General features: G+C 40.8%; 24 protein-coding genes and 3 pseudogenes. 11 read left to right on the forward strand and 16 right to left on the reverse strand.

All coding sequences use genetic code 11. The annotated features are described in order from the left end of the window. Positions 1 to 51: 51 nt before the first annotated feature. Both HG267_RS32585 and HG267_RS32590 read right to left on the reverse strand, forming a co-directional pair. Positions 52 to 657 carry a pentapeptide repeat-containing protein gene (locus tag HG267_RS32585; RefSeq protein WP_045874536.1) on the reverse strand — a complete coding sequence of 202 codons (606 nt, stop codon included), beginning with the start codon at positions 655 to 657 and terminating at the stop codon, positions 52 to 54. Positions 658 to 815: 158 nt separating this feature from the next. Continuing rightward, positions 816 to 1,490 carry a cadmium resistance transporter gene (locus HG267_RS32590; protein ID WP_045874537.1) on the reverse strand — a complete coding sequence of 225 codons (675 nt, stop codon included), beginning with the start codon at positions 1,488 to 1,490 and terminating at the stop codon, positions 816 to 818. A 358-nt stretch (positions 1,491 to 1,848) separates the two neighbouring features. Between HG267_RS32590 and HG267_RS32595 the strand changes: the two genes are divergently transcribed. Continuing rightward, entirely contained in the window at positions 1,849 to 3,036 is a 1,188-nt protein-coding gene (locus HG267_RS32595; protein ID WP_045874538.1) for a pyridoxal phosphate-dependent aminotransferase, read from the forward strand. Positions 3,037 to 3,180: 144 nt separating this feature from the next. Here the strand turns inward: HG267_RS32595 and HG267_RS32600 are convergent, their stop codons facing one another. The 4 genes from HG267_RS32600 to HG267_RS32615 all read right to left on the reverse strand — a co-directional run bounded on the left by HG267_RS32600 (position 3,181) and on the right by HG267_RS32615 (position 6,854). Further along, positions 3,181 to 3,807 (reverse strand): thioredoxin family protein, encoded by a 627-nt coding sequence (locus tag HG267_RS32600; RefSeq protein ID WP_045874539.1) that lies wholly within the window; start codon positions 3,805 to 3,807, stop codon positions 3,181 to 3,183. A gap of 21 nt (positions 3,808 to 3,828) precedes the next feature. After that, on the reverse strand, positions 3,829 to 3,954 hold the full coding sequence (locus HG267_RS32605) for a hypothetical protein (RefSeq protein ID WP_255325377.1): 126 nt from the start codon (positions 3,952 to 3,954) through the stop codon (positions 3,829 to 3,831). A 1-nt stretch (position 3,955) separates the two neighbouring features. Further along, positions 3,956 to 5,044, reverse strand: coding sequence for an aliphatic sulfonate ABC transporter substrate-binding protein (locus HG267_RS32610; RefSeq protein WP_045874540.1), 1,089 nt, complete (start codon positions 5,042 to 5,044; stop codon positions 3,956 to 3,958). A gap of 331 nt (positions 5,045 to 5,375) precedes the next feature. After that, positions 5,376 to 6,854: an amidohydrolase family protein gene (locus HG267_RS32615; RefSeq protein ID WP_045874541.1), complete on the reverse strand. Its 1,479-nt coding sequence runs from the start codon at positions 6,852 to 6,854 to the stop codon at positions 5,376 to 5,378. 776 nt (positions 6,855 to 7,630) lie between these two features. Between HG267_RS32615 and HG267_RS32620 the strand changes: the two are divergent. Next, a pseudogene (locus tag HG267_RS32620) lies at positions 7,631 to 7,720 on the forward strand (glutathione S-transferase family protein); the annotation flags it as partial. A 12-nt stretch (positions 7,721 to 7,732) separates the two neighbouring features. Here HG267_RS32620 and HG267_RS32625 read toward each other — a convergent pair. Next, positions 7,733 to 7,879 (reverse strand): ribbon-helix-helix protein, CopG family, encoded by a 147-nt coding sequence (locus HG267_RS32625; RefSeq protein WP_045868487.1) that lies wholly within the window; start codon positions 7,877 to 7,879, stop codon positions 7,733 to 7,735. Positions 7,880 to 7,917: 38 nt separating this feature from the next. Here HG267_RS32625 and HG267_RS32630 point away from each other — a divergent pair. Together HG267_RS32630 and HG267_RS32635 are read left to right on the forward strand one after the other, a co-directional pair. After that, positions 7,918 to 9,040 (forward strand): annotated as a pseudogene (locus tag HG267_RS32630) (RNA-guided endonuclease InsQ/TnpB family protein). A 41-nt stretch (positions 9,041 to 9,081) separates the two neighbouring features. Further along, a pseudogene (locus tag HG267_RS32635) lies at positions 9,082 to 9,675 on the forward strand (glutathione S-transferase family protein); the annotation flags it as partial. Between the two features lie 347 nt (positions 9,676 to 10,022). Here the strand turns inward: HG267_RS32635 and HG267_RS32640 are convergent. After that, positions 10,023 to 10,718, reverse strand: a complete 696-nt coding sequence (locus HG267_RS32640) for a class I SAM-dependent methyltransferase (RefSeq protein WP_045874544.1) — start codon at positions 10,716 to 10,718, stop codon at positions 10,023 to 10,025. A gap of 250 nt (positions 10,719 to 10,968) precedes the next feature. On the opposite strand from HG267_RS32640, the gene HG267_RS32645 reads away from it, so the two are divergent. The 7 genes from HG267_RS32645 (at position 10,969) to HG267_RS32675 (ending at position 17,890) form a co-directional block, all read left to right on the forward strand. Continuing rightward, complete coding sequence (locus tag HG267_RS32645) at positions 10,969 to 12,051, forward strand: sulfonate ABC transporter substrate-binding protein (RefSeq protein ID WP_045874545.1); 1,083 nt, start codon at positions 10,969 to 10,971, stop codon at positions 12,049 to 12,051. A 91-nt stretch (positions 12,052 to 12,142) separates the two neighbouring features. After that, complete coding sequence (locus HG267_RS32650; protein WP_071989492.1) at positions 12,143 to 13,855, forward strand: fumarate reductase/succinate dehydrogenase flavoprotein subunit; 1,713 nt, start codon at positions 12,143 to 12,145, stop codon at positions 13,853 to 13,855. Between the two features lie 52 nt (positions 13,856 to 13,907). After that, positions 13,908 to 14,360 carry a GNAT family N-acetyltransferase gene (locus tag HG267_RS32655; RefSeq protein WP_045874546.1) on the forward strand — a complete coding sequence of 151 codons (453 nt, stop codon included), beginning with the start codon at positions 13,908 to 13,910 and terminating at the stop codon, positions 14,358 to 14,360. A gap of 149 nt (positions 14,361 to 14,509) precedes the next feature. Then, on the forward strand, positions 14,510 to 15,292 hold the full coding sequence (locus HG267_RS32660) for a class I SAM-dependent methyltransferase (RefSeq protein WP_045874547.1): 783 nt from the start codon (positions 14,510 to 14,512) through the stop codon (positions 15,290 to 15,292). Between the two features lie 93 nt (positions 15,293 to 15,385). Then, entirely contained in the window at positions 15,386 to 15,613 is a 228-nt protein-coding gene (locus tag HG267_RS32665) for a ferredoxin family protein (RefSeq protein ID WP_071989493.1), read from the forward strand. A 133-nt stretch (positions 15,614 to 15,746) separates the two neighbouring features. Then, positions 15,747 to 16,910, forward strand: a complete 1,164-nt coding sequence (argJ, locus tag HG267_RS32670) for a bifunctional glutamate N-acetyltransferase/amino-acid acetyltransferase ArgJ (RefSeq protein WP_045874548.1) — start codon at positions 15,747 to 15,749, stop codon at positions 16,908 to 16,910. A 14-nt stretch (positions 16,911 to 16,924) separates the two neighbouring features. Beyond that, positions 16,925 to 17,890 (forward strand): HEAT repeat domain-containing protein, encoded by a 966-nt coding sequence (locus HG267_RS32675; protein WP_045874549.1) that lies wholly within the window; start codon positions 16,925 to 16,927, stop codon positions 17,888 to 17,890. Positions 17,891 to 17,911: 21 nt separating this feature from the next. Here HG267_RS32675 and HG267_RS32680 read toward each other — a convergent pair whose 3' ends face one another. The 8 genes from HG267_RS32680 to HG267_RS32715 all read right to left on the reverse strand — a co-directional run bounded on the left by HG267_RS32680 (position 17,912) and on the right by HG267_RS32715 (position 26,167). Next, positions 17,912 to 18,613: a hypothetical protein gene (locus HG267_RS32680; RefSeq protein WP_228045342.1), complete on the reverse strand. Its 702-nt coding sequence runs from the start codon at positions 18,611 to 18,613 to the stop codon at positions 17,912 to 17,914. Positions 18,614 to 19,075: 462 nt separating this feature from the next. Further along, positions 19,076 to 19,666, reverse strand: coding sequence for a dihydrofolate reductase family protein (locus tag HG267_RS32685; protein ID WP_045874551.1), 591 nt, complete (start codon positions 19,664 to 19,666; stop codon positions 19,076 to 19,078). Positions 19,667 to 19,671: 5 nt separating this feature from the next. Next, positions 19,672 to 20,103 carry a GNAT family N-acetyltransferase gene (locus tag HG267_RS32690; RefSeq protein WP_045874552.1) on the reverse strand — a complete coding sequence of 144 codons (432 nt, stop codon included), beginning with the start codon at positions 20,101 to 20,103 and terminating at the stop codon, positions 19,672 to 19,674. A 19-nt stretch (positions 20,104 to 20,122) separates the two neighbouring features. Beyond that, positions 20,123 to 20,788, reverse strand: coding sequence for a hypothetical protein (locus HG267_RS32695; RefSeq protein ID WP_045874553.1), 666 nt, complete (start codon positions 20,786 to 20,788; stop codon positions 20,123 to 20,125). Positions 20,789 to 20,864: 76 nt separating this feature from the next. After that, positions 20,865 to 21,251, reverse strand: a complete 387-nt coding sequence (locus tag HG267_RS32700) for a hypothetical protein (protein ID WP_045874554.1) — start codon at positions 21,249 to 21,251, stop codon at positions 20,865 to 20,867. Positions 21,252 to 21,539: 288 nt separating this feature from the next. Then, complete coding sequence (locus HG267_RS32705; protein WP_045874555.1) at positions 21,540 to 21,899, reverse strand: hypothetical protein; 360 nt, start codon at positions 21,897 to 21,899, stop codon at positions 21,540 to 21,542. Between the two features lie 474 nt (positions 21,900 to 22,373). Further along, positions 22,374 to 23,855 (reverse strand): biotin/lipoyl-binding protein, encoded by a 1,482-nt coding sequence (locus HG267_RS32710; RefSeq protein ID WP_096621745.1) that lies wholly within the window; start codon positions 23,853 to 23,855, stop codon positions 22,374 to 22,376. Positions 23,856 to 23,986: 131 nt separating this feature from the next. Next, entirely contained in the window at positions 23,987 to 26,167 is a 2,181-nt protein-coding gene (locus HG267_RS32715) for a peptidase domain-containing ABC transporter (protein WP_045874556.1), read from the reverse strand. Positions 26,168 to 26,169 lie beyond the last annotated feature (2 nt).

Here is a 26,169-nt window from a genome sequence, read left to right on the forward strand (position 1 = left end):
TAGGATGCGTTACAACGCATCCCACCCGCTTATTTAATTACGAATTACGAATTAGTAATTATTCATCATTCCTGGGGGTATTGCTGCACCTTCTAAATCAGCACCTAGCAAGTTTGCGCCTTGAATATTCGCCGTTAAAAGATTAGTTTTTTGCAAATCAGCCTTTTGTAAATTTGCGCCTTGTAGGTTGACTCCTTGGAGATTTGCACCCTCTAAATCAGCATCAAATAGATTTGCACCTTGCAAATTTGCGCCTGTGATATTTGCTTTGCTTAAATCTACTCCTTGCAAATTAGCTGTTTGTAAATTAGTTCCTTGCAAATTCGCCTTTTCTAGTTCTGCATCTTGGAGATTTGCACCTTCCAAATTAGCTGCTTGTAAATTTGCTCTTTCTAATTGTGCACCAATCAAATTGCATCCTGCACATTCATTAGTTGTTAATAAACGTCTGACATTGGCTGCTACAGAATCTACTGGCCAAATTGTGGGAGAATTCATCGGCGCTGGTACTGATTGCGTAGGAATAGCAGGTATAGCTGGTGTTTCTGTTTGCGCTAGGGCGTTAGGTTGATCGAATAACGAAAAGACAGCCACAAATGCTATAAAGACAACTGATAAAATCCAGGAAGCCATATTTTGAGAATTTGGTTTCTTCATATTTTTCTCCTCATGATAATTTGAGTTATTTGTATCAAAATTAATACTTGCTAGTTTTACAGGTTCACATTGTAATAATTTGCTAATTTAATTTAATAATTGATATTTTTTAGATTACTGAAAGTGGCAGGGAGACGCTCTACATGAGCGTCAAAATTTTAGTGAAAAAGCGTTGCAAAACTAGGTATTAATTGAAACGTCCCACTCTTCGACATAATAGAGATACCTAGCCAAATCAAGATAAAAGGAAAGATTTTCCGACCATAGTGGTTAAGAATAGGAGCCATCCAAGGATTACGAGTCAAGTTATAAGACAGCAAACACCACAGACCAACTGTTATATAACACACACACAAAATCACTCCTAAACTGGGAAGATTAGTGCTAGCAAATAAAGGTACATAGATACCAATATTGTTTCCACCATTGGCAATCGTCACAGCAGATACACGGTAGGTTTGAGGGTCACGTAGAGTTGCTAGTAATGATTTTTTCTGCCTTCGAGATTTGACTGCATGACGAAAGTCTAATGAGACATCTTGTACAGTTTCTCCGTCATCTTCACGGCTCATGAGATTACTAATACCAATAGTAATCGGGAGAATACCGAGCAATCCTACCCAAGCTTCTGGCAGAACTAAACCACCAAAGAATCCTGGAAGACTGGCAATAACTAATACTGTAAAGCCAACAAATTCACCCAGAATAATATGCTTAGGACGGAAGGTATGATTAACTTTGCCAAAAAAAGCCGTTAAATATATATTGTCATCAAATGTAGTGGCAATAGCCGCAGATATACCGATAAGTGATGTCCCAATCAGCCAATTCATAAATCTTTACCTGCAATAGTTGAATGATGTGCGACTATTTCTGCTCTGCTGAGAGAAGAATTCAAAATAGTTCCGTAGATTGTGAAATCAAATCTTGAATTTATTGATGGCGATTGCAATCACATCTAGATGTTTTGTTAGCGCAGTCAGCTAGCTCGGCTATCTATGGATTTAATCTTATGATTTACTAACCAAGGGAAGCAAATACTATTTTTTTTCTAAACGATAAATAGAATTTATTAACTTTTGAATTGTTCATCAAGTAGGATGCGTTATTAACGCATCCTAGTTATTTGGTAAAATATCCTATAAGCACATCGGTTTAAAGTACTTTACTCAATTATCTAGAGGAATAGACGTGACTCAGGTAGGAAAGCAAAGAATTTCAGATAAGGCAAACCAGTTCACAGAGTCAGTCATTCGCGAAATGACGAGAGTTGCATTACAATATGGTGCGGTGAATTTGGCGCAAGGATTTCCTGATTTTCCTTGTCCACCAGAGTTAAAACGAGCAGCAATTGAGGCGATTGAAGAAGACATTAACCAATATGCGATTACTTGGGGGGATAAAGCTTTTCGTCATGCGATCGCAGATAAAGTTAAATGGTATTTAGATTTAAATATCGATCCAGAACGACAAATCACAGTTACTTGCGGTTCTACAGAAGCAATGGCTGCGGTGATGTTAGCAACCTTGAACCCAGGTGATGAAGTCATTGTCTTTGAACCTTATTATGAAAACTATGGCCCCGATGCAATTTTAGCTAGTGCAACTCCTCGTTATGTATCCTTGCATCCCCCTGAGTGGACATTTGACGAAACAGAACTTCGTCAGGCATTTAATGAACGCACAAAAGCCATTATTATTAATACGCCGCACAACCCTACAGGAAAAGTATTTACTCGTGAAGAACTAACTTTAATTGCAGAACTTTGTCAGCAGTGGGATGTGTTGGTATTCACAGATGAAATTTACGAACATATTCTTTATGACGGTACACAGCATATTGCAATGGCAACTTTGCCAGGAATGGCAGAACGAACAGTTACTATTAATGGACTTTCTAAAACCTATAGTGTGACTGGTTGGCGAGTTGGCTATATTTTAGCTAATCCAGAATTAACAGGTGCAATTCGCAAAGTGCATGATTTTCTTACCGTCGGCGCACCCGCACCTTTGCAAAGGGCTGGTGTAGCAGCAATGCAACTTCCTGTGAGTTACTATCAGGAATTAGCCAATTTATATCAACAAAAACGCCATGAAATCCTGCAAATTTTAGATAAGGTAGGAATTCCTTATTTTGTGCCTCAAGGAGCTTACTATGTATTTGCAGATATTTCCAAGTTTGGTTATCCAAATGATGTGGAATTTGCCACATATTTAATTAAAGAAATCGGTGTAGCAGTAGTTCCTGGTTCTAGCTTTTTCTCGCATTCAGAATTAGGTAAAAATTTTATTAGATTTTGTTTTAGTAAACAACAAAAAACCTTATCAGAAGCAGGAGAGCGATTACTCAAGCTGCAATCCACCCTTATGGGTAATTAAAAATTAGTTATCACTTGCAGTCCATCTAGAACAGTTATTTATTAAATTGCTATAAGTAGAACAATGTAGTAATAAAAAAAGGTGCGCTTCCGCACCTCTTCAAACCTAATTCCTAGAGAGATTAATTGATATCACAGATAAACTTTATACTGCAACTGCTGGTACTTTATAATAGGCAGGTTCGTTACCTAGCTTCCATTTAATATTGCAACCGATACTTGGCTTTTGTTCCCAAATAATTATGCTATGTCCGGGGACAAGCCGCTTCGCGTCTACGCGCAACACATCTTCAATAGCCCTGCGTAAATCAGCACCAGTTACAGGTTTATCGTTTTTGGGACGGCTATCATCTAATTGTCCGCGATAAGCCAACTTGCGTTCGCTATCAAAAAGGAAAAAGTCAGGAGTGCAAGCAGCAAAGAAATTTTTCGCAGATTGCTGTGATTCGTCGTAAAGCAGAGGATAGGATAAATCCAATTCTTGGGCAAACGCTTTGAGTAATTCCGGTGCATCATCAGGGTGAGTAGTGACATCATTAGCGCTAATCGCCACAATTCCCAAATTGCGATCGCGATAATCTTGACCTAATTTTGCTAATTCCCATTTAATATGCTGCACAAAAGGGCAATGACGGCTGAGAAATATCGCCAGCAACGCTTTTTTATCAGCAAAGGTAGAGAGTGAAATTGTTTCGCCTGTAACCACATCTGGTAAATAAAAATCTGGTGCTAAAGTACCTACAGGTAGCATTGTTGATGCTGTCAGCGCCATAGATATAGAACTCCTTGAGATTTAAAGTAAATATTTTGAGTCAAAAGTTGTAGAGACGCGATTAATCGCGTCTGTATTCAAATTTTCCCAGTCCCCAGTCCCCAGTCCCCAGTCCCCAATCCCCAATCCCCAATCCCCAATCCCCACACTATTTCTGACTGATTGTTGGTGGAGTAATTGCAGCATACTGTTCATCTGTAAGCGTCGCTTCTTTGATATTGATTGCTTTAGGAATCAAGCCATTTTTATGAAAGTAATCTGCAACTCTTTGTTGTTCGCTAATTAAATCTGGCGAAATAGCTCTTAATCCAAAACTACGACGGCTAATGACCAAGTCCATCACATCTGGAGGTAGTTTTTGAAATGGTAAAATCAACTTGGCTGTATCTTTGGGATGTGCCTCAGCCCAGCGCTCAATTTTATCAATCTCCTCAATTACAACTCTCAGCAGTTCTGGATTATCAATTGCAAACTGCTTGGAGCCAATATAATATCCACCAGGTGAATCTAGTCCTTCGCTAGTTTTAATTACCCGCGCTTTCCCTAATTTTTCAGCGCGTGCTAGATGAGGATCACCAGTTACCCAAACGGGGATTTTACCTTCAATAAATGCACTCGCAGCTTCTACGTTCGGTATACTTAAAACTTGAATATCACTATATTTTAAGCCTGCTTCTTCCAAAGCTCGGAGAATAAAATAATGAGATGCAGAAGCTTTTTGGAAGACGACTTTTTGTCCTTTAATATCTTTGATACTCTTAATGGGAGAATCTGGTGGTACTGCGATCGCACTTCCTTTACCAGAATTTTCTGTGCGTCGCCGACCAACAACATAAGTGATTTGAGCGCCAGCAGCTTGGGCGAAGATGGGGGGAGTTTCACCTACAGAACCTAAGTCTATTTTGCCGACATTCATCGCTTCCATCAGCTGCGGCCCTTGGGCAAATTGTGCCCATTCCACCTTGACACCCAAGGGTTCTAGCCGCTTTTCTAATACTTTAGTTACCCTTACCAAGTCGCCAGCTTGTTGATACCCCATGCGGAGTACTTTGGTTTTAATTTTTGAAGTATTAGCATCCGCTACATTACTAGCAGGAGATTGATTATCTGCTTTTTGGCTTTGTTGAGTACAACTAACTAAAGTTAATGAAGTTGCCAGAGTTAACAATCCAGGCACTACAAGCAGTGTAAAGCGGCGAAAAATATTGATATATGCAGGTTTAACTGTAGCAACCATAGGTTTTCTATAAAAAATTTTCAGCTTGTTTGTTGGCAAGCAAGTGAGGCTGGGATTGGGGACTAGGGACTGGGGACTGGGGACTGGGGATGAGGGAGGCAATGTTCATTGGTATCAACTTAAGCTAAAAGCTATATAGGGCGGGCGTTGTACAAATACCTCGTGCCCTCATCCCCTAACCCCTTCTCCCTGAGGGAGAAGGGGAATTGAATCTCTTGCTCCCCTCTCCTGGTGGGAGTGGGGGTGAGGGCAAAACCTTTGCACAAAGCGGGTTTGGTGTTAAGTTGACACGTATGGGCAATGTTACGCCCAATGCCCCATGCCCTATTCCCTATGCCCTATTCAAATATTCTTCTGCTTCTTTTTCTATTGCTGTACCTTTGAAGAAGTCGCGGTCGAGACTGGTGTACAACTCTAGAGGATGGATAGACAAGAAGTAGCGCAGGTCTTCTTCGCTGAAAATGCCGCGTTCGACAAAGCTGTAAGCGTTAGATGTAACGGCTGTAATATCCGGCACATCCCAGTGACCGGAATCGGAACCGAGGAAAGCTTTAACTCTATCGCCAAAGGGGTTGGCTTTTTGATGGAAGGCGTAAGCAGCCCTGGTATCGTCGGATTCTGTCCCGAAGTAGAAATGATTCAAGAAGCGATCGCGCACATCTTCGGCTTTGGTAATCCCAGCTGCGGCAAATTCATCTAATTCACCAGGATTTGGAGGTGAGAGATGTTGACCGTGGAAGCCCAAACCACTACCAAATTGCTCTGCACGACCTTGGAATTCAGCTCCACCATAAACACGGAAGAGTTCTGCTAATCCTTCTCTATCGATATTGGCGGGATTGTTATTTTGTAAAATCTCTGGGTTGCGGGTTTCCCAATGCCAGATAATATCTGTGTAGAGGCTAGCACCCCAAGCGGAACCACCTTCGAGGAAGGCAAATTTTAGGGTGGGGAAACGACGGGTAACACCACCAAAAAATAGGGATTTGCAGAATGCTTCGCCTGCGGAGGCAAAGTGTCCAATATGGTTGTATTGATAATTGGAAATTGAGCGCCGTGAAGTCCAACCCATACCAGAAGCATGAGTGGTGGGGACGACTTTTAACTCAACGCACTTCGCCCAGAAGGGATCGTAATCGTAAGCACTATCTAAAGCAAAGGTATCAATCCAAGTTGCTTCCCGTTGCACTTCTTCGGGATATTTCTCGAAGCCAGGAATTACACGAGTAACGTAACCAGGAATTTGAATTGTTTTCAGCCCCAGTTCTTTAATTGCATATTCCAATTCCTCAATCCCTTCCTCTGGTGTGTTGAGAGGAATTGTGGCGATAGGGGTGAGGCGATCGCTATAAGGACGGAAGATATCTGCATGATAGAGGTTCGCCGCCCGACAAACCGCCCGCCGCATTTCGTCGTTCTTGATTTGCGGTGCGAGGGTCGCCAAGTTGGGATACAACACAGCAAAGTCTGTTCCTGCTTCTTGCAAGCGTTCGTGTAACAGCTTTGGTAGGGTAATTGTTGCTAAATCTAAGGTGTCTTTTGTGGGACGACCCCAGAAAGGTGGGCGCGCAGTCCGGTATTTATGGCGTTCTTCCCAAGATTGTTGGAACCAACGAAAACGACCAGCACCAGGTAAATGTTCTCTAAAGCTATCAACAATTTTAGAACCGCCTACCTGCTCTAAATAATCCAGAAAAGCCGGCTCAAATTCTTGAGTATGTACATCAGTATCAATGATGGGATAACCTAGTTGTTCCCGAATTTGTGCTGACCGAGTCTTTTTCGTGGGACGTTCAAGAGCAATTGTCATGATAGTTTCTCCACAGTTACATCATTGAATTGGTGAGGCTGAAGTCTGACATCTGCAAGCAATACTGTAAAGATGGCGTTTGCTCAGAATGATGACCTCGTACAGAAAATTTCTCAATATTTGACTAAGCCTCCAACAGACAAACAATGACCATAAGTGCCTATTTGTCTAAACTCTGTAGATAGTAAGAGGATTAATTGGAGGGACACTTTTTCAACACAATAATTTTTTCACCAGCAATGCCTTGTTGCTGGATTATTAAAGTGTGTGCATCAGATTAAATACTGTTTATCGACCAATTTACCGTTGATTAATTAGCAGTATTGCATAACCCTCTCGACAATACAAGTCTTCAGTAAACAAAGTATACGTAGTCCTAAATTTATTAATTACTAATTTTTAGGTTAGCTAAATTTATCTCCTGGTCATTTTCATGAGCCTGACAAGGCTTTTGCTGGTATTGACAACATGACATAAATATTATACGGTAAGACGAGCGACTAACCGGACTTTGTTTTGTGGCTTTTATAGACACTAGCCAAAGTCATCTCAATACTGCTCGGTTAAGGATTTTCAACTCTTAATTTGGTTTGGAGAAAAGGTGTACCCCTGCGCTTAAGCAAGCTACGCGTAGCGTCTCCGCAGGAGAAAGAGTAAGGGTTAAAGGTTTTTTGTTACCCCTTTTCCCTTTTTCCCTTAACCGACAAGTATTGAAAGTCATCTCAGAATTTATCATCCCTAATACTGAATTACTTACAACACAAGGAAAGCAGCTCATGAGTAATCTCAAGCTTTACTACGCCAAAGCCTCGACTTTCTCCCAAAGAACCCGTGTTGTTTTGCTAGAAAAAGGAATTGAATTTACCAAAAAATTGGGTCTAAAGCCCCGTGCTTCTAGCACGGCTTTTCTTCAACTTCCGGATCATCTCTCTAAGTACGTCATTTTGAGTGCGATCTGTTTCTTCGCAGTATTTCAAAAGCGTTTCATACTCTTCATTAGAGCATCGAACTGTTAATTTCTTCATGCCGTCATATTGCCGTCGTTTTATGGTATAATACTAGCATGAAAACACTGAAGTTTAAATTGTACGAACACAAAAGGAATAGACACCTCAAGCGCACAATCAACGCTGCTGGAGTGATTTATAACCATTGCATTGCTCTACATAAAAGGTATTACCGGATGTTTGGCAAGCATTTAAACTGTGCAAAACTTCAGGCTCATATCGCCAAATTAAGAAAGCGTAATTCTTTTTGGCAATCAGTAGGTTCTCAAGCAGCACAAGATATTTGTCAACGCATTGAGAAAGCTTACCAATTGTTTTTCAAACACAATAACAAAGGAGTAAGACCACCAGGATTTAAGAAGGTCAAGAAATACAAATCGTTCACCCTTAAGCAGGCAGGTTATAAGTTTTTGGGTGGAAATAGGGTAAAAATTGGTAGTCGAGTTTACCAGTTTTGGAAGTCCAGAGAAATTGAGGGAACAGTCAAAACCCTAACTATTAAACGCACCCCGTTAGGTGAGTTATTTATGGTTTTGGTTGTTGATGAGGGTAGCTCAGAAGTTGAAGTTAAGACGGGTAAAATCGCTGGCTTTGATTTTGGGTTAAAGACATTCCTCACTTGCTCAGACGGCACTAAAATTGAATCGCCCCAATTTTTCAAGCAATCCCTAAGCGCCATTAAAAAAGCAAGTTCGCGGCATTCCAAAAAGCTAAAAAGGCTCATCTAACAGAGAACGAGCCAGAAAGAATTTAGTACGCAAGCATGAAGATATTTCCAACCGTCGGCGTGATTGGTTCTGGAAATTAGCTCATGAGCTAACAGATAGGTTCGATATTCTCTGTTTTGAGACTTTAAATCTCAAAGGAATGCAACGTCTTTGGGGCAGGCAAATATCAGACTTAGCGTTTGGTGAGTTTCTGCAAATCCTAGAATGGGTTGCCAAGAAGAAGAATAAACTGGTTGTCTTTATCGACCAGTGGTATCCAAGTAGCAAGACATGCTCTAATTGTAAACATATTCTAGAAAGTCTTGATTTGTCAGTTAGAGAGTGGCGTTGTCCTTCCTGTCAGTCAGTTAATGGAAGAGACGAAAACGCTAGTCGCAATATTTGTGCAGTCGGGGCATCGACTGTTGGCTTAGGTGATGTCAGACTGGCTACGCCAGCAATCGCTGTCTGAAGCTAGAATCCCCATGCCTTCAGGCTGGGGAGTATGTCAAACCGATTGAAATAGACTTGCAAAATAAGCCTGAAGGCTATACGCAGATTTCGCGCTATGGTAAAGTCCCTGCGATCGCACATGGCGATATCAATATCTATGAGTCTGCCATCATCGATGAATATCTAGAAGAAGTTTTTCCTGAGCCTGCTTTATTACCCAGCGAACCAGGAGCAAAAGCGATCGCCCGGATTTGGATTGACTATGCTAATACCCGCTTTGTTCCTGCGTTTAACAAATTCCTACGCGGTAAAGATAGCACCGAACAAGAACAAGGACGCAGAGAGTTTATCGAATCCCTGTTATATATTGAGCAAGAAGGATTAGGAAAACTGTCTGGTAATGGCCCTTACTGGTTAGGAGACAAAGTAAGTTTAGTTGATATCAGCTTCTATCCTTGGTTTGAACGCTTACCCATTCTCGAACACTTCCGCAAATTTAGCTTACCAGCAGAAACACCACGTATCCAACAATGGTGGAACACACTGCGCGATCGCGAATCCATTCGCGCAGTAGAAAATCCTGTTAGCTTCTACATCGAAAGATTTAGCAAAGTGCTAGGTGAACCTACCGCAGTTGGTGCGGCTCAAAAATAATCAGCTATATTTCATGGCTATTGTTGACTGTTGACGGTTTACAGTTAACAGTCAACGACTTAAACGGAATAATTTATTTAGGACTTACGCAAATGTCATATTTTTTCCGTTTAGGTTTGTCTAGGGGAGCCAGTCACGTGCGGAGATTCCCTCCGTTGAGTGAACTGGCGTTCAAATGTCAAGAGTCCAAAAAACCTAAATTTTTGACTCTTGACATTTGTACAGACGCGATTGATCGCGTCTGTTGCAACTCTTATTTGAGAGAATCGCTGTGCTAGTTGCGTAAGTCCTGGATATCTTTGGAGATTTTTAGACATCACGTCTTGTCAGCTTAATATTCTCAAGAATTAACTATAAAACTTCGTAGCATGAGCATAGGTAAAATAATGCTCTGTAAATTTTACATCAGCCTTAAAACCAACTTGCGCTAAATGTTTGTGTAGTGCATCTGGTTGATAAAAAACTTTCACAATCTGAAATTCTTGCCCATCATTTAATTTACGGCTTTTGTAAATATTGCCATCATCTTTAAGAATATGGTTATTAGCTGTAGATGTCGGTTCAAAGCGCGAATCAACAATAAAGACTTGTCCACCAACACGTACAGATTTATATACTTTTACTAAAAATGATTCTAATAATTCTGGTGGTACATGAGATAACCAGAAAGAGAAAAATACGAAATCATATTCAGCATTAGGTTCCCATGTAAATAAATCTATTTGCTGATATTCTACATTCTGTGAATTTAACTTACTACGATTAATCGCAATTACTTCTTCTGAAGCATCAATGGCAGTAATTTTCTTGCCAATTTTTAACAGTTCTTGCGTCCAAATTCCCGTTCCGCAAGCTAGTTCTAAAATTTTATCGAATTGTCCAATTTGTTGTAAAGCCTGTTGGACAATATCAACTTCTTGAAACCAACGCTGGTTGATTTCCACGCCGCGATCATAACGGCCTAGGCGATAGAACCATTCATCATATTCGTTGGCTCTAGCACTATAGTAGGCAATTTGTTGTTGTAAAATTTGCTCGCTCATTGCTAGGCTTTACATCTCCTGATAAATTTTACCGTAAATTACTATATTTTGGTAAATATACCGTAGTATTATTTTGAAATAATTATATTGCTGACAAAAGTAAGCAATATTTCCCCAGTTTCTCGGCTATGCCTGAGAGATAAATTTTTGTTGTGTGATATTTTTATCACTTTAATCTACGGTGATTAAATCCGTTTACTGTAGATTTACTGTTGTGGCATAGGTGTTTACCATTAGAAGCAAAGTATTTATGTTGTCCCAGCGCTTTCAATCTCGAATATTGAACATTTTTCTCCGCTTTTTCCAAAACTTTCAACACAGAAGAATCCGGATTTTTTCTTTACTGTTTGCGGTGGGTCTTGGTTTAGTTTTATTTGTTTCCGCTTGTTCTTCCAGCACAACGCAGCAAGCAACAACAACACCCACAGAACAGGCAACATCAACACCTAATCAAAGTCCAGCAGTTAGTAGTAATACAGTTAGAATTGGATTTCAGAAAGCGGGAACTATCTTAAGCGCATTGAAAACCAGAGGCGATTTAGAAAAAGCTTTGGCGGCTTCTGGTGCTTCTGTTACCTGGAGTGAATTTCCATCAGGCCCGCCAATGTTAGAAGCTATCAACTCAGGTAGTATAGACTTCGGCTATACAGGAGAATCGCCACCAATATTTGCCCAAGCTGCAGGTACGCCTTTAGTTTATGTAGCTTACGATCCTTGGAGTACGAAAGCTGAAGCCATCCTTGTTCACAAAGATTCTCCAATTAAAACAGTAGCGGATCTCAAGGGTAAAAAAGTGGCTTTCGCCAAAGGTTCAAACACAAACTACCTAGTAGTAAAAGCCCTAGAAAAAGCCGGATTGCAATATACTGACATCCAAGCCATTACCCTCCAACCTGCTGATGGACGTGCTGCGTTTGAAGGTAAAAACGTTGATGCTTGGGCAATTTGGGATCCTTACTTAGCTTTAGCAGAAAAAGCCACAGGCGCACGTATCCTCAGCGACGCAACTGGATTAGCGCCGAATCGTGGTTATTATTTGGCTGCTAAATCTTTTGTAGATGCTCATGCTGATAGTTTGAAAATAGTTTTAGATGAATTGAAAAAGACTAGTGACTGGGCCAAGAATAATCCTAGTGAAGTAGCGAAATTCCTCTCGCCTACATTGGGTATTGATGCAGCTGTTTTAGAGGTAGCAGAAAAGCGGCGTGATTATGGTGTGCTGACACTTACCGATGAAGTAATTGCAAAACAGCAAGAGATTGCTGATGCATTCTACAAAATCAAACTTATACCGAAGCAAATTAATGTTAAGGACATAGTTTGGCGGAATTAGGGAATTAGGGCATTGGGCATTGGGCATGGGGGAATAGTTATTTATCTTCCTTGTCCCTCTTCCCTTCCCAATATTTAACTCGGGTGATTATATGGAAATAACTACGCAATTGATAAAAACCGATGTACTAGTGATTGGCGGTGGTACGGCGGGGACGATGGCGGGAATTAAGGCGAAACAGGCTAATCCGGCGGCGGATGTGTTGATTTTGGAGAAGGCTAATATTCGTCGGAGTGGTGCGATCGCAATGGGAATGGATGGCGTAAATACAGCCGTCATCCCTGGATACTCAACGCCAGAACAGTATGTCCGCGAAGTCACAATTGCTAATGATGGGATTCTCCATCAAAAAGCTGTCTATCAAACCGCCTTGCTAGGCTATGAAACTATTCAAGAACTAGAAAGTTGGGGTGTGAAGTTCCAAAAAGACCCCCAAGGCAATTACGATGTGAAGCAAGTGCATCGGGTAGGTAAATATGTATTGCCAATGCCTGAAGGTAAAGATTTAAAAACGATTCTTACCCGACAGGTAAAGCGCCATAAAGTTAATGTTACTAACCGCGTCATGGCGACGAGGGTTTTGGTAAGAGAAGGAAGAGCGATCGGTGCGGTTGGGTTTGATGTGCGTGGTGGCGATTTTGTTGTCATCCAAGCTAAAGCTGTCATTCTTTGCACTGGCGCTTGCGGAAGGTTGGGATTACCAGCATCAGGCTACCTCTACGGAACTTATGAAAACCCCACGAATGCTGGTGATGGTTACTCAATGGCTTACCATGCAGGCGCAGAGTTGAGTAATATTGAATGCTTCCAAATTAATCCTTTAATTAAAGACTACAACGGCCCAGCTTGCGCTTATGTTGCCGGGCCTTTTGGTGCATATACTGCTAACGCTGAAGGACACCGCTTCATTAATTGTGATTATTGGAGCGGGCAAATGATGTTAGAAATTTGGAAAGAATTGAACTCTGGTAAAGGGCCAATTCAATTGAAAATGACTCATTTAGATGAAGACACAATTTCTGAAATTGAGTCTATTTTATGGTCAAATGAAAGACCAAGCCGGGGAAGGTTTCACGAAGGTAGAGGCGAGAACTACCGCACTCATGGAATTGAGATGAATATCTCGGAAATTGGCTTATGTAGCGGACATAGTGCTTCTGGTGTGTGGGTGAATGAAAAAGCTGAAACCACAGTACCAGGATTGTATGCAGCTGGAGATATGGCAAGCGTTCCTCATAACTATATGATTGGGGCATTTGTATATGGTCGTTTGGCAGGAACTTATGCAATTGATTACATCAAAGATTTAGAGCATTTAGAACCTGATACTGAATTTTTAGATGCAGAAAAAGTGAGAATTTATGCACCATTAAATCAGCCAAATGGTATTCCCCATACTCAGGTTGAATATAAGTTACGGCGAATAGTTAATGATTATTTACAACCGCCAAAATCTAATTACAAAATGGAGATTGGGCTGAATAGTTTTGTGCGTTATCATGATGCTTTGGCGCAAATGGGAGCGCACGATCCCCATGAACTGATGCGCTGTATGGAGGTGCATTTTATTAGAGATTGTGCGGAGATGGCTGCAAGAGCATCAATATATCGTCGCGAAAGTCGCTGGGGACTTTATCACTATCACTTAGATTTTCCTGAGAAGAATAATCAAGAGTGGTTTTGTCATGTGAATTTGAAGAAAAATGGAGTAGGGGAAATGGTGTTATTTAAGCGTGCTGTTGAACCTTATATTGTGGATGTGGATTTGGGTAGAGAGGTTTATGATGTGGCTGTGAAATCATGAATAATTTACAGACGATAAATGCTGATTTACCCAGATACAAAACTTACTACTAATGACTGAAGATACAATCCAAATTAGATTGGCTAAAGATAAAGATGTAGAGCGAATTGCAATTCTTTGTGAGCAGTTAGGATATTCCACTACGCCGCAGCAAATCGAGCAACGCCTTGTGAAAATTCAAGATAATAAAAGTCACGTTGTTTATGTTGCTACTTTAGCAAATGATTATGTGGTAGGTTGGGCACAAGCTCATACTTGTGATTTGATAATTATGCCAAATCAAGCATTACTTTTTGGTTTAGTTGTGGATGCAGATTATCGTTATGCCGGAATTGGACGTAAATTAATGCAATATATTGAGGAGTGGGCTGATTTAGTTGGATGTGAAGGAATTATTCTCCGTTCTAATATTAAGCGTAAAGAGGCGCACATTTTTTATGAAAAAATTGGCTATGCGAATACTAAACAGTCGATGACATTTTATAAGAAAATTACTTCAGAGTAGTTTAGGCTAGATATAAGAAAAATACGCCGCGATTTTTATGTATATAGAATATAAGCTTTGAAACCTAAATTATCGTAATGACGTAACAATTTTGTTGCCAATTTGCCAGATTACCTAAGTTAATTAACCTCAAAAAAATCAGTGTGCTAATGCCTCTTTATGATTCCATTGGTCAACAATATACAACAACTCGCATCCCTGACTATCGTATTGTCGAAAAGATAATCGACTTACTCAATCTACCAACAGGTAGTCTGATTGCTGATATTGGCGCGGGGACTGGTGGTTACTCACAAGCGCTAGCTAATCGAGGATTTTCTGTTTATGCGGTTGAACCATCATCGATAATGCGTCAACAAGCATCAGCACATCCACAGGTGCAATGGTTTAATGGCTATGCAGAAGCTTTACCTTTAGCCGATAAATCTGTTGATGGAGTAATCAGTATTTTGACAATTCATCATTTTTCGGATTTAGATAAAGCCTTCCGAGAAATGCACCGGATTATTCAGGATGGGCCAATTATCTTGCTAAGTTTTGATATTAGATTTGCTCAAAGGATATGGTTGTATGATTATTTTCCTTGGATGTGGGAAGATGCATTAAAATTTCTACCACTACATGAAATTACCAGTTTAATTGAGCAGAATACTCAAAGGAAAATTGAAGTCATACCTTTGATGTTACCTGACGATTTATCTGATTTATTTGCTGCAGCTGCTTGGAAAAGACCTGAACTATATCTTCAGCCAGAAGTGCGCGCTGGAATATCTTCTTTTGCTTTAGGTAATCCTGATTTAATTGCATCTGGTGTTAAATCTCTTGCAGCAGATTTAAGTAGTGGTAAATGGGATGCAAAATATGGAGATATTCGCCAGATAACAGCAATTGATGCTGGTTATCGTTTTTTTAAAGCAACGATTGTCAACTAAAAATATCATACTAAATTTTCGAGAAATATTAATCGTTCTGTAGGGTGGGCATTGCTGATAGGAATAAGATACTAACAATTACAGAGGTACCAGATGGCTTTAATTAATCAAAGAGTAGATGTTCCCGTGATTGTGGATGAGTCTAAATGTTTAGAAAAATGTCGGGTTTGTATTGAAGTTTGTCCGTTGGATGTACTAGCCAAAAATCCGGAGACTGGCAAAGCATATATGAAATATGACGAATGCTGGTTTTGTCTTCCTTGCGAAAGGGAATGTCCAACAAATGCCATTAAGGTGCAAATTCCTTTCTTGTTAAGGTAAGAAGATAGTTTCAAAAAAAATTGGGACATTATGCCCAATTGTTAATAGTAATGCCTACCCTTCAGTATGATTAGTGCTTCACTCAACTTCAACTATAATCAAATTATGCAATTATAGGAGTTTTATATTAAAAATGTCCTTAACTCCATCTTTAACTCCGCAAGGATTTCAGACTTTTATTACTAACTTAGGTATCAAAGACTCCACCGATGATTTTGTATTGATTAAATCTGATGTTCCCTGTATTGCTGATGGAGTATTTACACAAAGTCTTTTTGCTGGGCCAAGTGTAACTATTAGCCGCCGCAACTTAAAAGATAATCAAGCACAGGGAATTGTTGTGATTTCTAAAAATGCCAATGTAGCCAATGGTGTTATTGGTACGGCTGATGCAGCAGAAGTTATTCAAATTGTCGCCACTGAAACTGGCATTTCTCCAGATAATATTGTCATAGCTTCTACAGGCGTAATTGGTAGACGTTACCCTATAGAAAAAATTCGCTCTGGATTGTTAGGAATTGGCAAGAAATTAACTGTGGCTGATTTTAATTTAGCAGCACGCGGTATTATGACAACCGATACTGTACCAAAGCTAGCAGCGCGACAAGTTGGAAATGCCAAACTTGTAGGAATTGCCAAAGGCGTAGGGATGATTGAGCCGAATATGGCGACAATGCTAGCTTTCTTTTTTACAGATGCAGCGATTTATGCTGATGTGTTGCGTTCAGTTTTTCGTTCTACAGTAGATAAAACATTTAATTGTTTAAGTATTGATACAGATACTTCTACTAGTGATACTGCCATCATTTTAGCTAATGGTTTGGCAGGTGCAGTTTCCGAGTCAGAATTTACTATTGCACTGCAAGAAATAGCTCATGAATTAGTTTTGAAAATAGCGCGAGACGGCGAAGGCGCTACTAAGGTAATTGAGGTAAATGTAGATTCAGCTTTCAATTATTCACAAGCTAAAAAAGTTGCGAAAGCAATCGTCAATTCCCCTTTGCTGAAAACTGCTGTTTATGGTGCAGATCCAAATTGGGGTAGAGTAGCAATGGCTATAGGTAAATGTGAAGATGAACTGACAATAAATCCAGAAAATGTTGTAATTAGGTTTGATGATATTCAAGTTTATCCAAATACTTTAAATGAGGATAATTTGGAAGCATTACGACAAGTAATGTCCCAAGATAAAGTAAATATTCATGTAAGCTTGAATATTGGCGAAGCTATTGCAACAGTTTGGGGTTGTGACCTTTCAGAAGGTTATGTAGAAATTAATGGTAAATACTCTACTTAATAATTATTTCTTCAATGTCAACAAATATAGATTCTGAATTAAATGAATGGTTGGAAATGTTGCGATCGCCTGATGTCAGCGATCGCTTAGTGGCGGTAAAAACCCTGCAACACTTGGGGGATGAGGCGGCGATTGATGCGCTAATTATCGCTTTGCAAGATGAAAGCACCACCGTGCAAAAAATTGCTGTCACCGCACTCTGGGAAATTGCTAATCCTGTGGCTGTCCCCGCCTTAATACCTTGTCTAGCTTCAGCAGATGCAGAAATTCGCAGCGAGGCGCTGTCAGCTTTGGGTGAGTTGGTATCTTCAGAAGATTTGCTGTTGTTGCTAGATGCTTTACAACAACCGGATATTAACCTGCAACTGAACGTGTTAATTCTGTTGCGAAAGATACATGATGCTCAGTCGCTCCCGGCGGTGCTAGCCTTCTTGAATTCAGAACATCCCCAACTACGAGAAGCGGCTGTGACTACTCTTAGCTATCTCAATCAAGTGCAGATATGCCCCCCTGCCTTATCTTTAATGGGCGATCGCGATGAAAATGTGCGTCGTGCAGCGGCACTGACGTTGGGGCATTTGGCAGATGCAGAGATAGTAGATTTACTTGGTAATGCATTAACTAATGATACCGATTGGCAAGTACGCCGCAATGCTGCCAAATCTCTAGCCCTTCATGGGGATGCTAAAATTATTCCGACTGTATTAATTGCCTTAAAAGATGTACATTGGCAGGTGAGAAAATTTGCTATTCAAGTATTGCAGAAAATACCTGATGCACAGTCTTTACCTGCACTAATTGAAGCCCTAACAGATGAATATTCAGATGTGAGAAAAGAAGCTGCGATCGCTCTGGGTAACTTGGGTAAAACTGAAGCTATCAATGCCCTACAACAAGCACTAGATGATCCCGATAGAGAGGTTAGTATATATGCACAAAAGGCAATTCATAAAATTGTAGAACTAACGAAACCATCATGAAAAAAATATTTATGAAAACATCTATGTTTTGTGTTCAGAAATAAACGAGTTAATTGCAGTTACTACTTCCTGGCTGCCATCTTGAGAAAATTTCTGTTGATGAAATATAAACGGTCGGCGGTTCGCAAATAGCAGGCGGATATTTTGGTAATTTCTGCGTCGATTTTTAGCATCGCCACCATAAATTCCAAATTTTTCGGAAAGTATTCCTAAATGCCCTACAATCTGAGTATCGGCTGCAATCAGTTGAGTGAAGAGGGATAATTGCGAACGAAATCGTCTCAGCTTGATCGTGGTGACTGTATTAGCATTAGCATCTATTTCTAAGGTGTTGTATCCTTGATGAAAAATTATTATCAGACCTAAGATAAACAGCAATAACCCAGAAGGTAGAAGGAAAAATATCAGAAATTTACTCAGATTTGCAGATGCATACAGATTCATCTCCCATGTTTGATCACCACTGTTTAATCGTCCTAAACCTTGATTAATGGATTTAACATTTTCAATATTATTAGATGTTGATTCTAGGACAACCCAAGGTTGTGAACTAGTAAGGACAATATTTTCTTGGTTCACACTCTGGGAGGATATCGCCTTTTTGACATCTGTAATTTGAATTGTCTTGCCATTTATTCTGCCAGGAACTAGATAATTACAGGTCGTAGTTTGTTGCTGTCGCCAGCAGGTAAGGGTTCGAGGTAAATTGGCTTCCCAAATCATAACTCCCAAGACTGAATTGATGAAAATAACGACCCCAAAATAGTGTATAAAAAATAGCCAAAAAGCTAATCCTGCATTTTGATGAATGAGCAAAGTATAGGAACTAGGCTTACAAATTCTAAACTTTCCAAAAATATTCATGATAGTAATAAAGGTGAAAATGACGAGAAACCTAAGATAATAAAAACCTATTTTAGAAGATATACAAATTGTGGGATATTCCGACTTTAGTCATCAATTAAACTATAATTGTCCCTGAATAATTTGGGACAATTCAGTCCGACTGCGATTTGCTTCTAACCAAAAAGCTACATAAAAGATAATCAGCACCAGTATAGGCATTCCTACAAATAGTGGAGCCATCTGATTAGGCATCGTACCTATCAATGTTACGGGAATAACTGCACTATACCAAAATAAAAACCAGAATCCTAAGGTTGCTAATACAGATTGAAACTACCCCTACCCTATCTCTGTTGAAGGCACTCTGTAGTCAAGTAGCAAAACTCCATTGTCATATATCTTGCGATTGGTAAGTCCTAAAGCGGTTTGCTCGATCGCTCCAGCAAAAAGTGGAATACCCGCACCCATCAAAAATGGGTTTACTTTAAGAATGAGTCGATCAATTAACTGATTAGTAAACAGTGTTGTGGCTAAATCAGCACCACCACAGAGCCAAATACCTTTACCAGATTCACCTTTCAAACCCGTAACTAACTCGATCGCATCTTCAGTAACAAGTTCGACATTGGGATCTGGACTTACTTTAATACTGCGGGAAAAAAGATACTGTTTCATGTGCGAATAGGGACTGGCGATACCATCTTTCAAACCGATATCGTAAGTTTTTCGCCCCATCAAAACAACATCAAACCATTTATTTTCAGCGTGGATGCCCATTGCATCGCGGAGGTGAGATGGCACCGTTTCGGGAAAAGTAGCAAATAAATCGGCAAAATATTCGTTATCTTGGGAAAATCCATCGTGTGAGCCGTCTGTGTGCGCGATAAAGCCATCAACGCTACAAGCGACGTAGTAGGTTATTTCTCGCATATTATCTACTCCAGATCGAATGAGAACATTACATGATCGCTTGGTGCTTGAGGATTGCCCACACTCGCATATAAGCTCATTGCTGCGGTATTATCTCGTTCGGTTAATACCCATGCTACCTCACAGCCCAATTCCCGCCCCAACTCCAACACCCTATTCATCAACCGTTTGCCAATACCTTGCCGTTGATGAATTGCAGCGACACCAATTTCGTTAATCCATAGTTCGGGGAGGGGTTTGTCAGGATGGAGGTAATGAACAGCACAGACAAACCCAATGACTAAGTTATTATCGATTGCGACTACTAAATGATGGCGGGGATCGGCGAGAAATTCGATAGCGCGTGGTAGATTGATCGCATCGTCAAACACATCTGGATCGATATTTTTGAGGATATCTATATCATCTTTATTTGGGATTGCGATCGTAATTGTCATGGCGTGCGCTCCTCTTCCCCTACTTCAATTCTACTCGAACGGTTTTTATCTCCTTGTCGTTGTACGCAGTGATGTTTGCTGATACATTTTTGCTCGACCAACGCAGGGCTGTAACATGATAGTTGTAGCTTGTTCCGTATTTTGCACGGGCTAGAGTCACTGCTTTCCTTCCCAGTAAACCATCTCCTGTAATGTATAAGAGAATAGGCATTAATACAGTTAATCCTGCCCCAAGAAAGAATGCTTGTTTCGGGATAGAGACAGCAAGACTGGAGTTACGGCTCACAGACATCACAGGTGCAGCACTCAGTTGCCTGTAAATCCAATAGGCAACGGCAGTCTCCACAATTCTAGAGAGATACCACATCGAAAACCCACTAGGTTCGAGGCGAAATTCCAGCGTCAAGAGTGCGATTGGGGTTGAAAAAGACCGCATCAAGATGGAGCCAAGCCCACTAGCAATCCCGAATGCAGCGATCCATCTGACGATATTAGCAGTACGCAAGCTACCCCTGATGAGATAAACACCTGCCACTACAATTAAGATACCAGGGGATGAATAACTCTGATCTGATGCATTGCTTCCAACCGTGAATACACGATAAACCATATACATCAGATCGAGCATTCCCATCGCGATCAACACAATACCAACCTGCTTTAAAATAGCGCGATAATAGTGCATTTGCTGTAAGTTTCAATTACTGCTTGAGGGTAATGGATGTAGGCTCAAGCAGACTACATAATTGCTCAACAGGAAATTAATTCGACCCTGGAAAATTTGCTGGTTCGACACCCTGAGGTTGTCTTTTTTTGAAGTTTCCTGGTTTCGGCTGACATCTTTCGTGTGATTTAGTTTCTAAGCTAGATGGAGCGATATTTTCTGGCCCGACAATCAGCGTTTGATAATTAGCAGCTTTATCGATTATAATTTCGCCACAGCTATTGACTGATTTATCTTGGCGCGATCCTGGTTTTCCTTGCTCATTAATATATCTGATTTGGTATCGTTTGGTAGGAGTTAACCCTGTGATTACGACTTCACCTTTAGTGGTTTTGTAAGCTTCGGCGGCATTAGCGATCGCACTATGATTTAACACGAGTATTGCGGCGATGGACGCTGTAATAATTGAAAATTTAGTTGACATATTTATACTCCATGTTTGAGATAATTTTTGTGTAATCTGCTGAAATTATCTAGATAGCTCGAAGCAGAAAATATCCGCAGATAGAATTGCAATTAGACTGTGAATATCGTTCTGGATTAACCACGACTGGAAGTCATTGAACGAATTTTAGATTTTAAATTTTGGATTTTGAATTTTCAATCCAAAATCCAAAATTTAAAAAAGTGATAAGCACCCGAATTTCTTCGGGTAATAAATCTAAAATTCAAAATTGATTGACACTTCAGTAACTAGCAACTTTAGTCGAGCTTAATGAGTTTTGATACCGCCCGGTTTTCCAGTCCGGCCAGGGCCACCGCCAGAAACACTTTGACATTCGACAATATCGGTGTTTGAAGCCTGATAGGCAGAATCCCAATGGACATTCACCGAACGTGGGCAATTTTGATAGCTTTCGTTGACTATATAGACTGGCCCACCAGGGCCTTGAGTCTGAATTTTGACAGATTTAATTCCTTTAGAACTGGAAATAGTACATTGAACATTATTGGGGATAGAACAGTTGACTGTGGGCGCTGCTTTAGCAATAGATCCAAACGCCAAAGTGCCGAATAAAGTTGCACTAGAAATCAAACTAACAACTACTAATTTGGATGGTAGAACCGACATTATTTTTCTCCTACGTTATTTAATTGAAGTTATGTTGTTCAGGGTGTTAAGCCTTACATTAGAGTTAATGGGATAGCTTTTTTTGATTTATGCACTTCTTCTATTGGCACAGATGTTTTTCTAACCCATGAAAAACTCCACCCACACTTCTTGAGCTTCAGAACATCGCCAGGGGATGGAGTTTTTGGGCATAGGGGACTTCCAACTAATACCAATTCTTCAAAATATGGCTACACATAAGTAGTAGAGGGGCAGGGAGCAGGGGGAGAAAGAAAAATATGATCTGAGTAAATTGGATAATTTAATTTCTGGAAGAGCGCTAGGGCATGGGGAAGAAACTATCAATGCCACATGCCCCAAGCGGCTGTCCTTCTTCACCCACAAGGGGATGGAGAGGGACAGCCGCTTTCTATGCAACGCTTATACTGACTAAGTTATAGCTATTATCTTTTTAATCAAAAATCCTTTACAAGTTCACAAGTTTGTAATTAACCTAGCTCTCCTCAGCATGTATTTCAGGACTGTTTCTCGTCGAGAAATAATATCAGCTCTGCCTTCCATTCCCGGCTGAATAGTACAGTGATGGTTGCTGCTACCTAAGGACAAGGTATCGGGCAATATAGTCACCTCGTAGAAAGAAGAATTGCTAACCTTGGGCAAAGCCTCACCCTTTTGGGATTTAAAGGTATCTTCAGAAATGTGACTGACGACACCTTTAAGAGTACCGTAATCAGGATAGGGACAGGCAGAAACTTGCATCTGCACCTGTTGACCTATTTCTAACTGACTCACATCTTCTGGTGCAACGGCAGCTTTAATTACTAAGGGAGCATTGCTAGGGACAATTTGAGCAATTTCTTCGCCCATCCGCACCGATTGGCCTGGATTGCGTAAATTTAGCCCAGAGATTATCCCATCTTCGGTAACTGTAATCTTGGTTTGGTGGAGGTCGTTTTCCACTTGTTGCAGTTCCCTAGTATCTTGTTGCAGCTGATTTCGCATTTGAATTCGCTGTTGGAATAGTGCTTCCCATTCGCGGTTGAGTGTGGCGAGAGTAGCTTGACCGGCTGCACTTTCTTGGGCAATATTTTCTTGAGCGATCACAATTTCTGCATTACTGGGGTTAAGAGTTGCTTGAGCGCGTTGTAGTTTGGCTCGCACTGCGGCTACAGCTTGTTTTTGTTGGGCAATAATTTGCTGTTGCGCTTCAATACTAGCTCGTCGCACCTCAACAGCTTGTTGTTGTTGAGCAACTTCTAACTGCACTTCTTCTAATTGATTGAGAGATAAAGCTCCAGCTTGAACTACCTTTTGATAGCGATCGCGTTTTGTTTGAGCTGCTTTTAACGCTGCTTCTGTTGATTGTAAATTAGCACGAGCTGAACGTAATTCGATTTGTGCTTGCTGCCATTCTTGTTGCGCTCTGTTTAAGTTCGCCTGGACTTCTGCAACTTCCGCCTTGACAGTAATTTGCTTTTCTTGATAATTGCGTTGCACACGATTAAGTTCCGCTTGAGCCGAAGTCACCGCCCGGTTTTTGCGCTCGGTTTCCGCTTTGATTTGGCGATTCAAAGCCTTAATTTGAGCGTCAATTTGTAGTAGTTGCAGTTGCGTTTGTTGAATATTGCTTTGCAGTTGACTTTTTTTCGTTTGCAGGCGGGAGTCATCAATAGTGGCTAGTACATCTCCTTTTTTCACCACCTGATTTTCTTTAACAAAAACGTTGGTAATTTGTCCTTCGGTGGCTGCTTGTACAAGCCGTAATTCTCCAGCAGGGCGAATGCTGGCTTGGCCTTTAACCGTGACTTTATATTCAATCACAGAAGCAAGTGCGATCGCTCCTCCTACACCACCAACAAGTACTAAACTACCTAGTCTCGCCCAATTACCAATCGGCGGGAGAAATTCACTGCTTTCAACTGGGGGTAGAGAGTTGGGGTTTAAGTAGCTAACCATTTTAATGGGGATTGTTGACTGTTAACTGTTGACTGGGTGAGGGGGATGAGGAAGTAGGGGAGAAATATCCATTACCAATTACCTAATGCCCCATGCCCTATGCCCTATGCCCAAAGTCGGCGGGTGACAGTTCATCCTACCCCTTGAAAGAGTGAGCTTTCCCGCCGACTTTCGAGAAAGTTTAGATGCTCGCCTGGTTGATGGCTGAGGGTTTCTGGAGAACCTTGGATTTTGAGTTTTCCTTGCTCTAACATGACAATCCAATCGGCTTGTTGGATGACTTTGGGGCGATGGCTAATTAAAATTGTGGTTTGATGCTGGCGATGGGTTAGCAGATGGTTTAAGACTTCGGCTTCACTGACGGGGTCAAGTGCGCCAGTCGATTCGTCTAAAATCAAGACTGGGGGATTATTGACAATAGCACGAGCGATCGCTAATCTCTGCTTTTGACCACCTGAAAGATTAGCCCCAAATTCCCCTAAGACTGTTTGATATTTGTCGGGGAGTTGGCTGATAAACTCGTCAGCCCCAGAAATTTGGCAAGCTTGGACAATTTGCTCTAAGGTAATGTGAGGCGAGCCTAAACGGAAATTTTCCATGATCGACCGACTCCAAAAGTGCGCTTCTTGGGGAACTAGCACTACTTGTTGTCGCAGACATTCTAAAGAAAGGTCTTCCAGATTATAAATTCCAAAGCGAATATTACCCGACTGAAGCTGATATAAACCAGCAATTAATTTTGCTAGGGTACTTTTACCGCAGCCAGATTTACCGATGAGGGCAATAACTTTACCACCAGGAATAGTCAAAGAGAAATCTTCTAGTAAGTCAACTCTACCTGCATGATGGAAGTTGAGGTTGCTACAGGTGATATCTGCATTCGTGGGAATTTTTACCCAAGGCTTTTGGTAATTATCTAAAGTTTCTGGGGTAGCTTCAATAACTTCCGTGAGGCGTTGGGTAGCAGTTTTAGCACGGGTGAATTCATCAATAAAGTCGATAGTAGTTTCAATAAAAGTGGTAAAGTTAGCATTCATACTATTAAATGCTAGTAGCATCCCAATAGTTAATTCCTGACTAATCACCAGAGTACTGCCGAACCAAAGCAAAGCAATACTACCAATGCTGGAAACTAAATTTGAAAAAATACCGTTGATAATACTAATTTGAATAGTGCGGAAGGTAAAGTTAGCCAGGCGGCTAAATCTACCTTGAAATTCTTCCCAGAATTGGGGAGCAGCAGCAGTAGTTTTGAGGGTAATCGCGCCTTTGAAAGTTTCGACTAAAACCCCTTGATTTTCGGCTGATAATACCAAAACACTGCGAATTTTTTGCTGGAGGGTGGGCAAAAAAGCTATTGTAGAGAGAGTCATTAAAAGCGCGATCGCACCTGCTAGAACTGTGAGTTTGATACTGTAAAACAGCATGAAACCTAGAGAAACTAGAGCGATAAATAGTTGGCTAGGTAGACTAACAACAGCTTGAGAAATTAACTGATTAATTTGTTGAATATCTTCTAAACGACTAACAATTTCACCACTGCGACGAGATTCGTAATAACTTAAAGGTAACTGGAGAATTTGCCGACCAAATTCAAAAATTAATCCGAGTTGCAGACGTTGGGCAAAGTGAGCCACGAGATTTGATTGCGCTAATCGCAAGCTGCTGCTAACTAAACGCATAGCAATCACCCCAATGGCAACGCTGGTGAGGAGTTGGGTATCTCCACGAACTAGCACGTCATCGGTGAGGATTTGCAGCAAAAAGGGCGAAGCGAGAGACAGTAGACCGAGAACCGAGTTGAGTAATAAAGTTTGAGCAAGAATAGCGCGATATGGCCACAAACGCTTGAGGAAGCGTCCAAAACCACCAATTTTCTCTTTTTCATCTTCCTGAACAGAAAAGCGGACTGCATCTGGTTCCAGGAGCAGCATGACTCCATCTGTCCATGCTTCCAGAAGCCACTTTTTTTCTAGATAGCGGATACCGACAGCCGGATCAGCAACAACGTATTTATTGCCCCGCTTGCCGTATAAAATTACCCAATGATAGCCTTTCCAATGAATAATTGCTGGTAGGGGTATAATCTTTTCGTTGAAGGCTTCTAGAGGTGCTTTCACAGCCCTGGCGTTGAAACCAAGGCTCTCTGCGCCTCGTTTCAGTCCTAGTAATGTGGTTCCTTGTTGCCCAGTGCCTACAGTTTCTCGAATGCGGCTAATGGTGAAAGTTTTACCATAATATTTGGCAATAGAAGCAAGACTGGCAGCACCACAGTCTTCTTCACTATGTTGTTTCACAAGCTGGTATTTCATTG

It is taken from the genome of Tolypothrix sp. PCC 7601, assembly GCF_025677855.1.
GTDB lineage: Bacteria > Cyanobacteriota > Cyanobacteriia > Cyanobacteriales > Nostocaceae > Aulosira > Aulosira diplosiphon.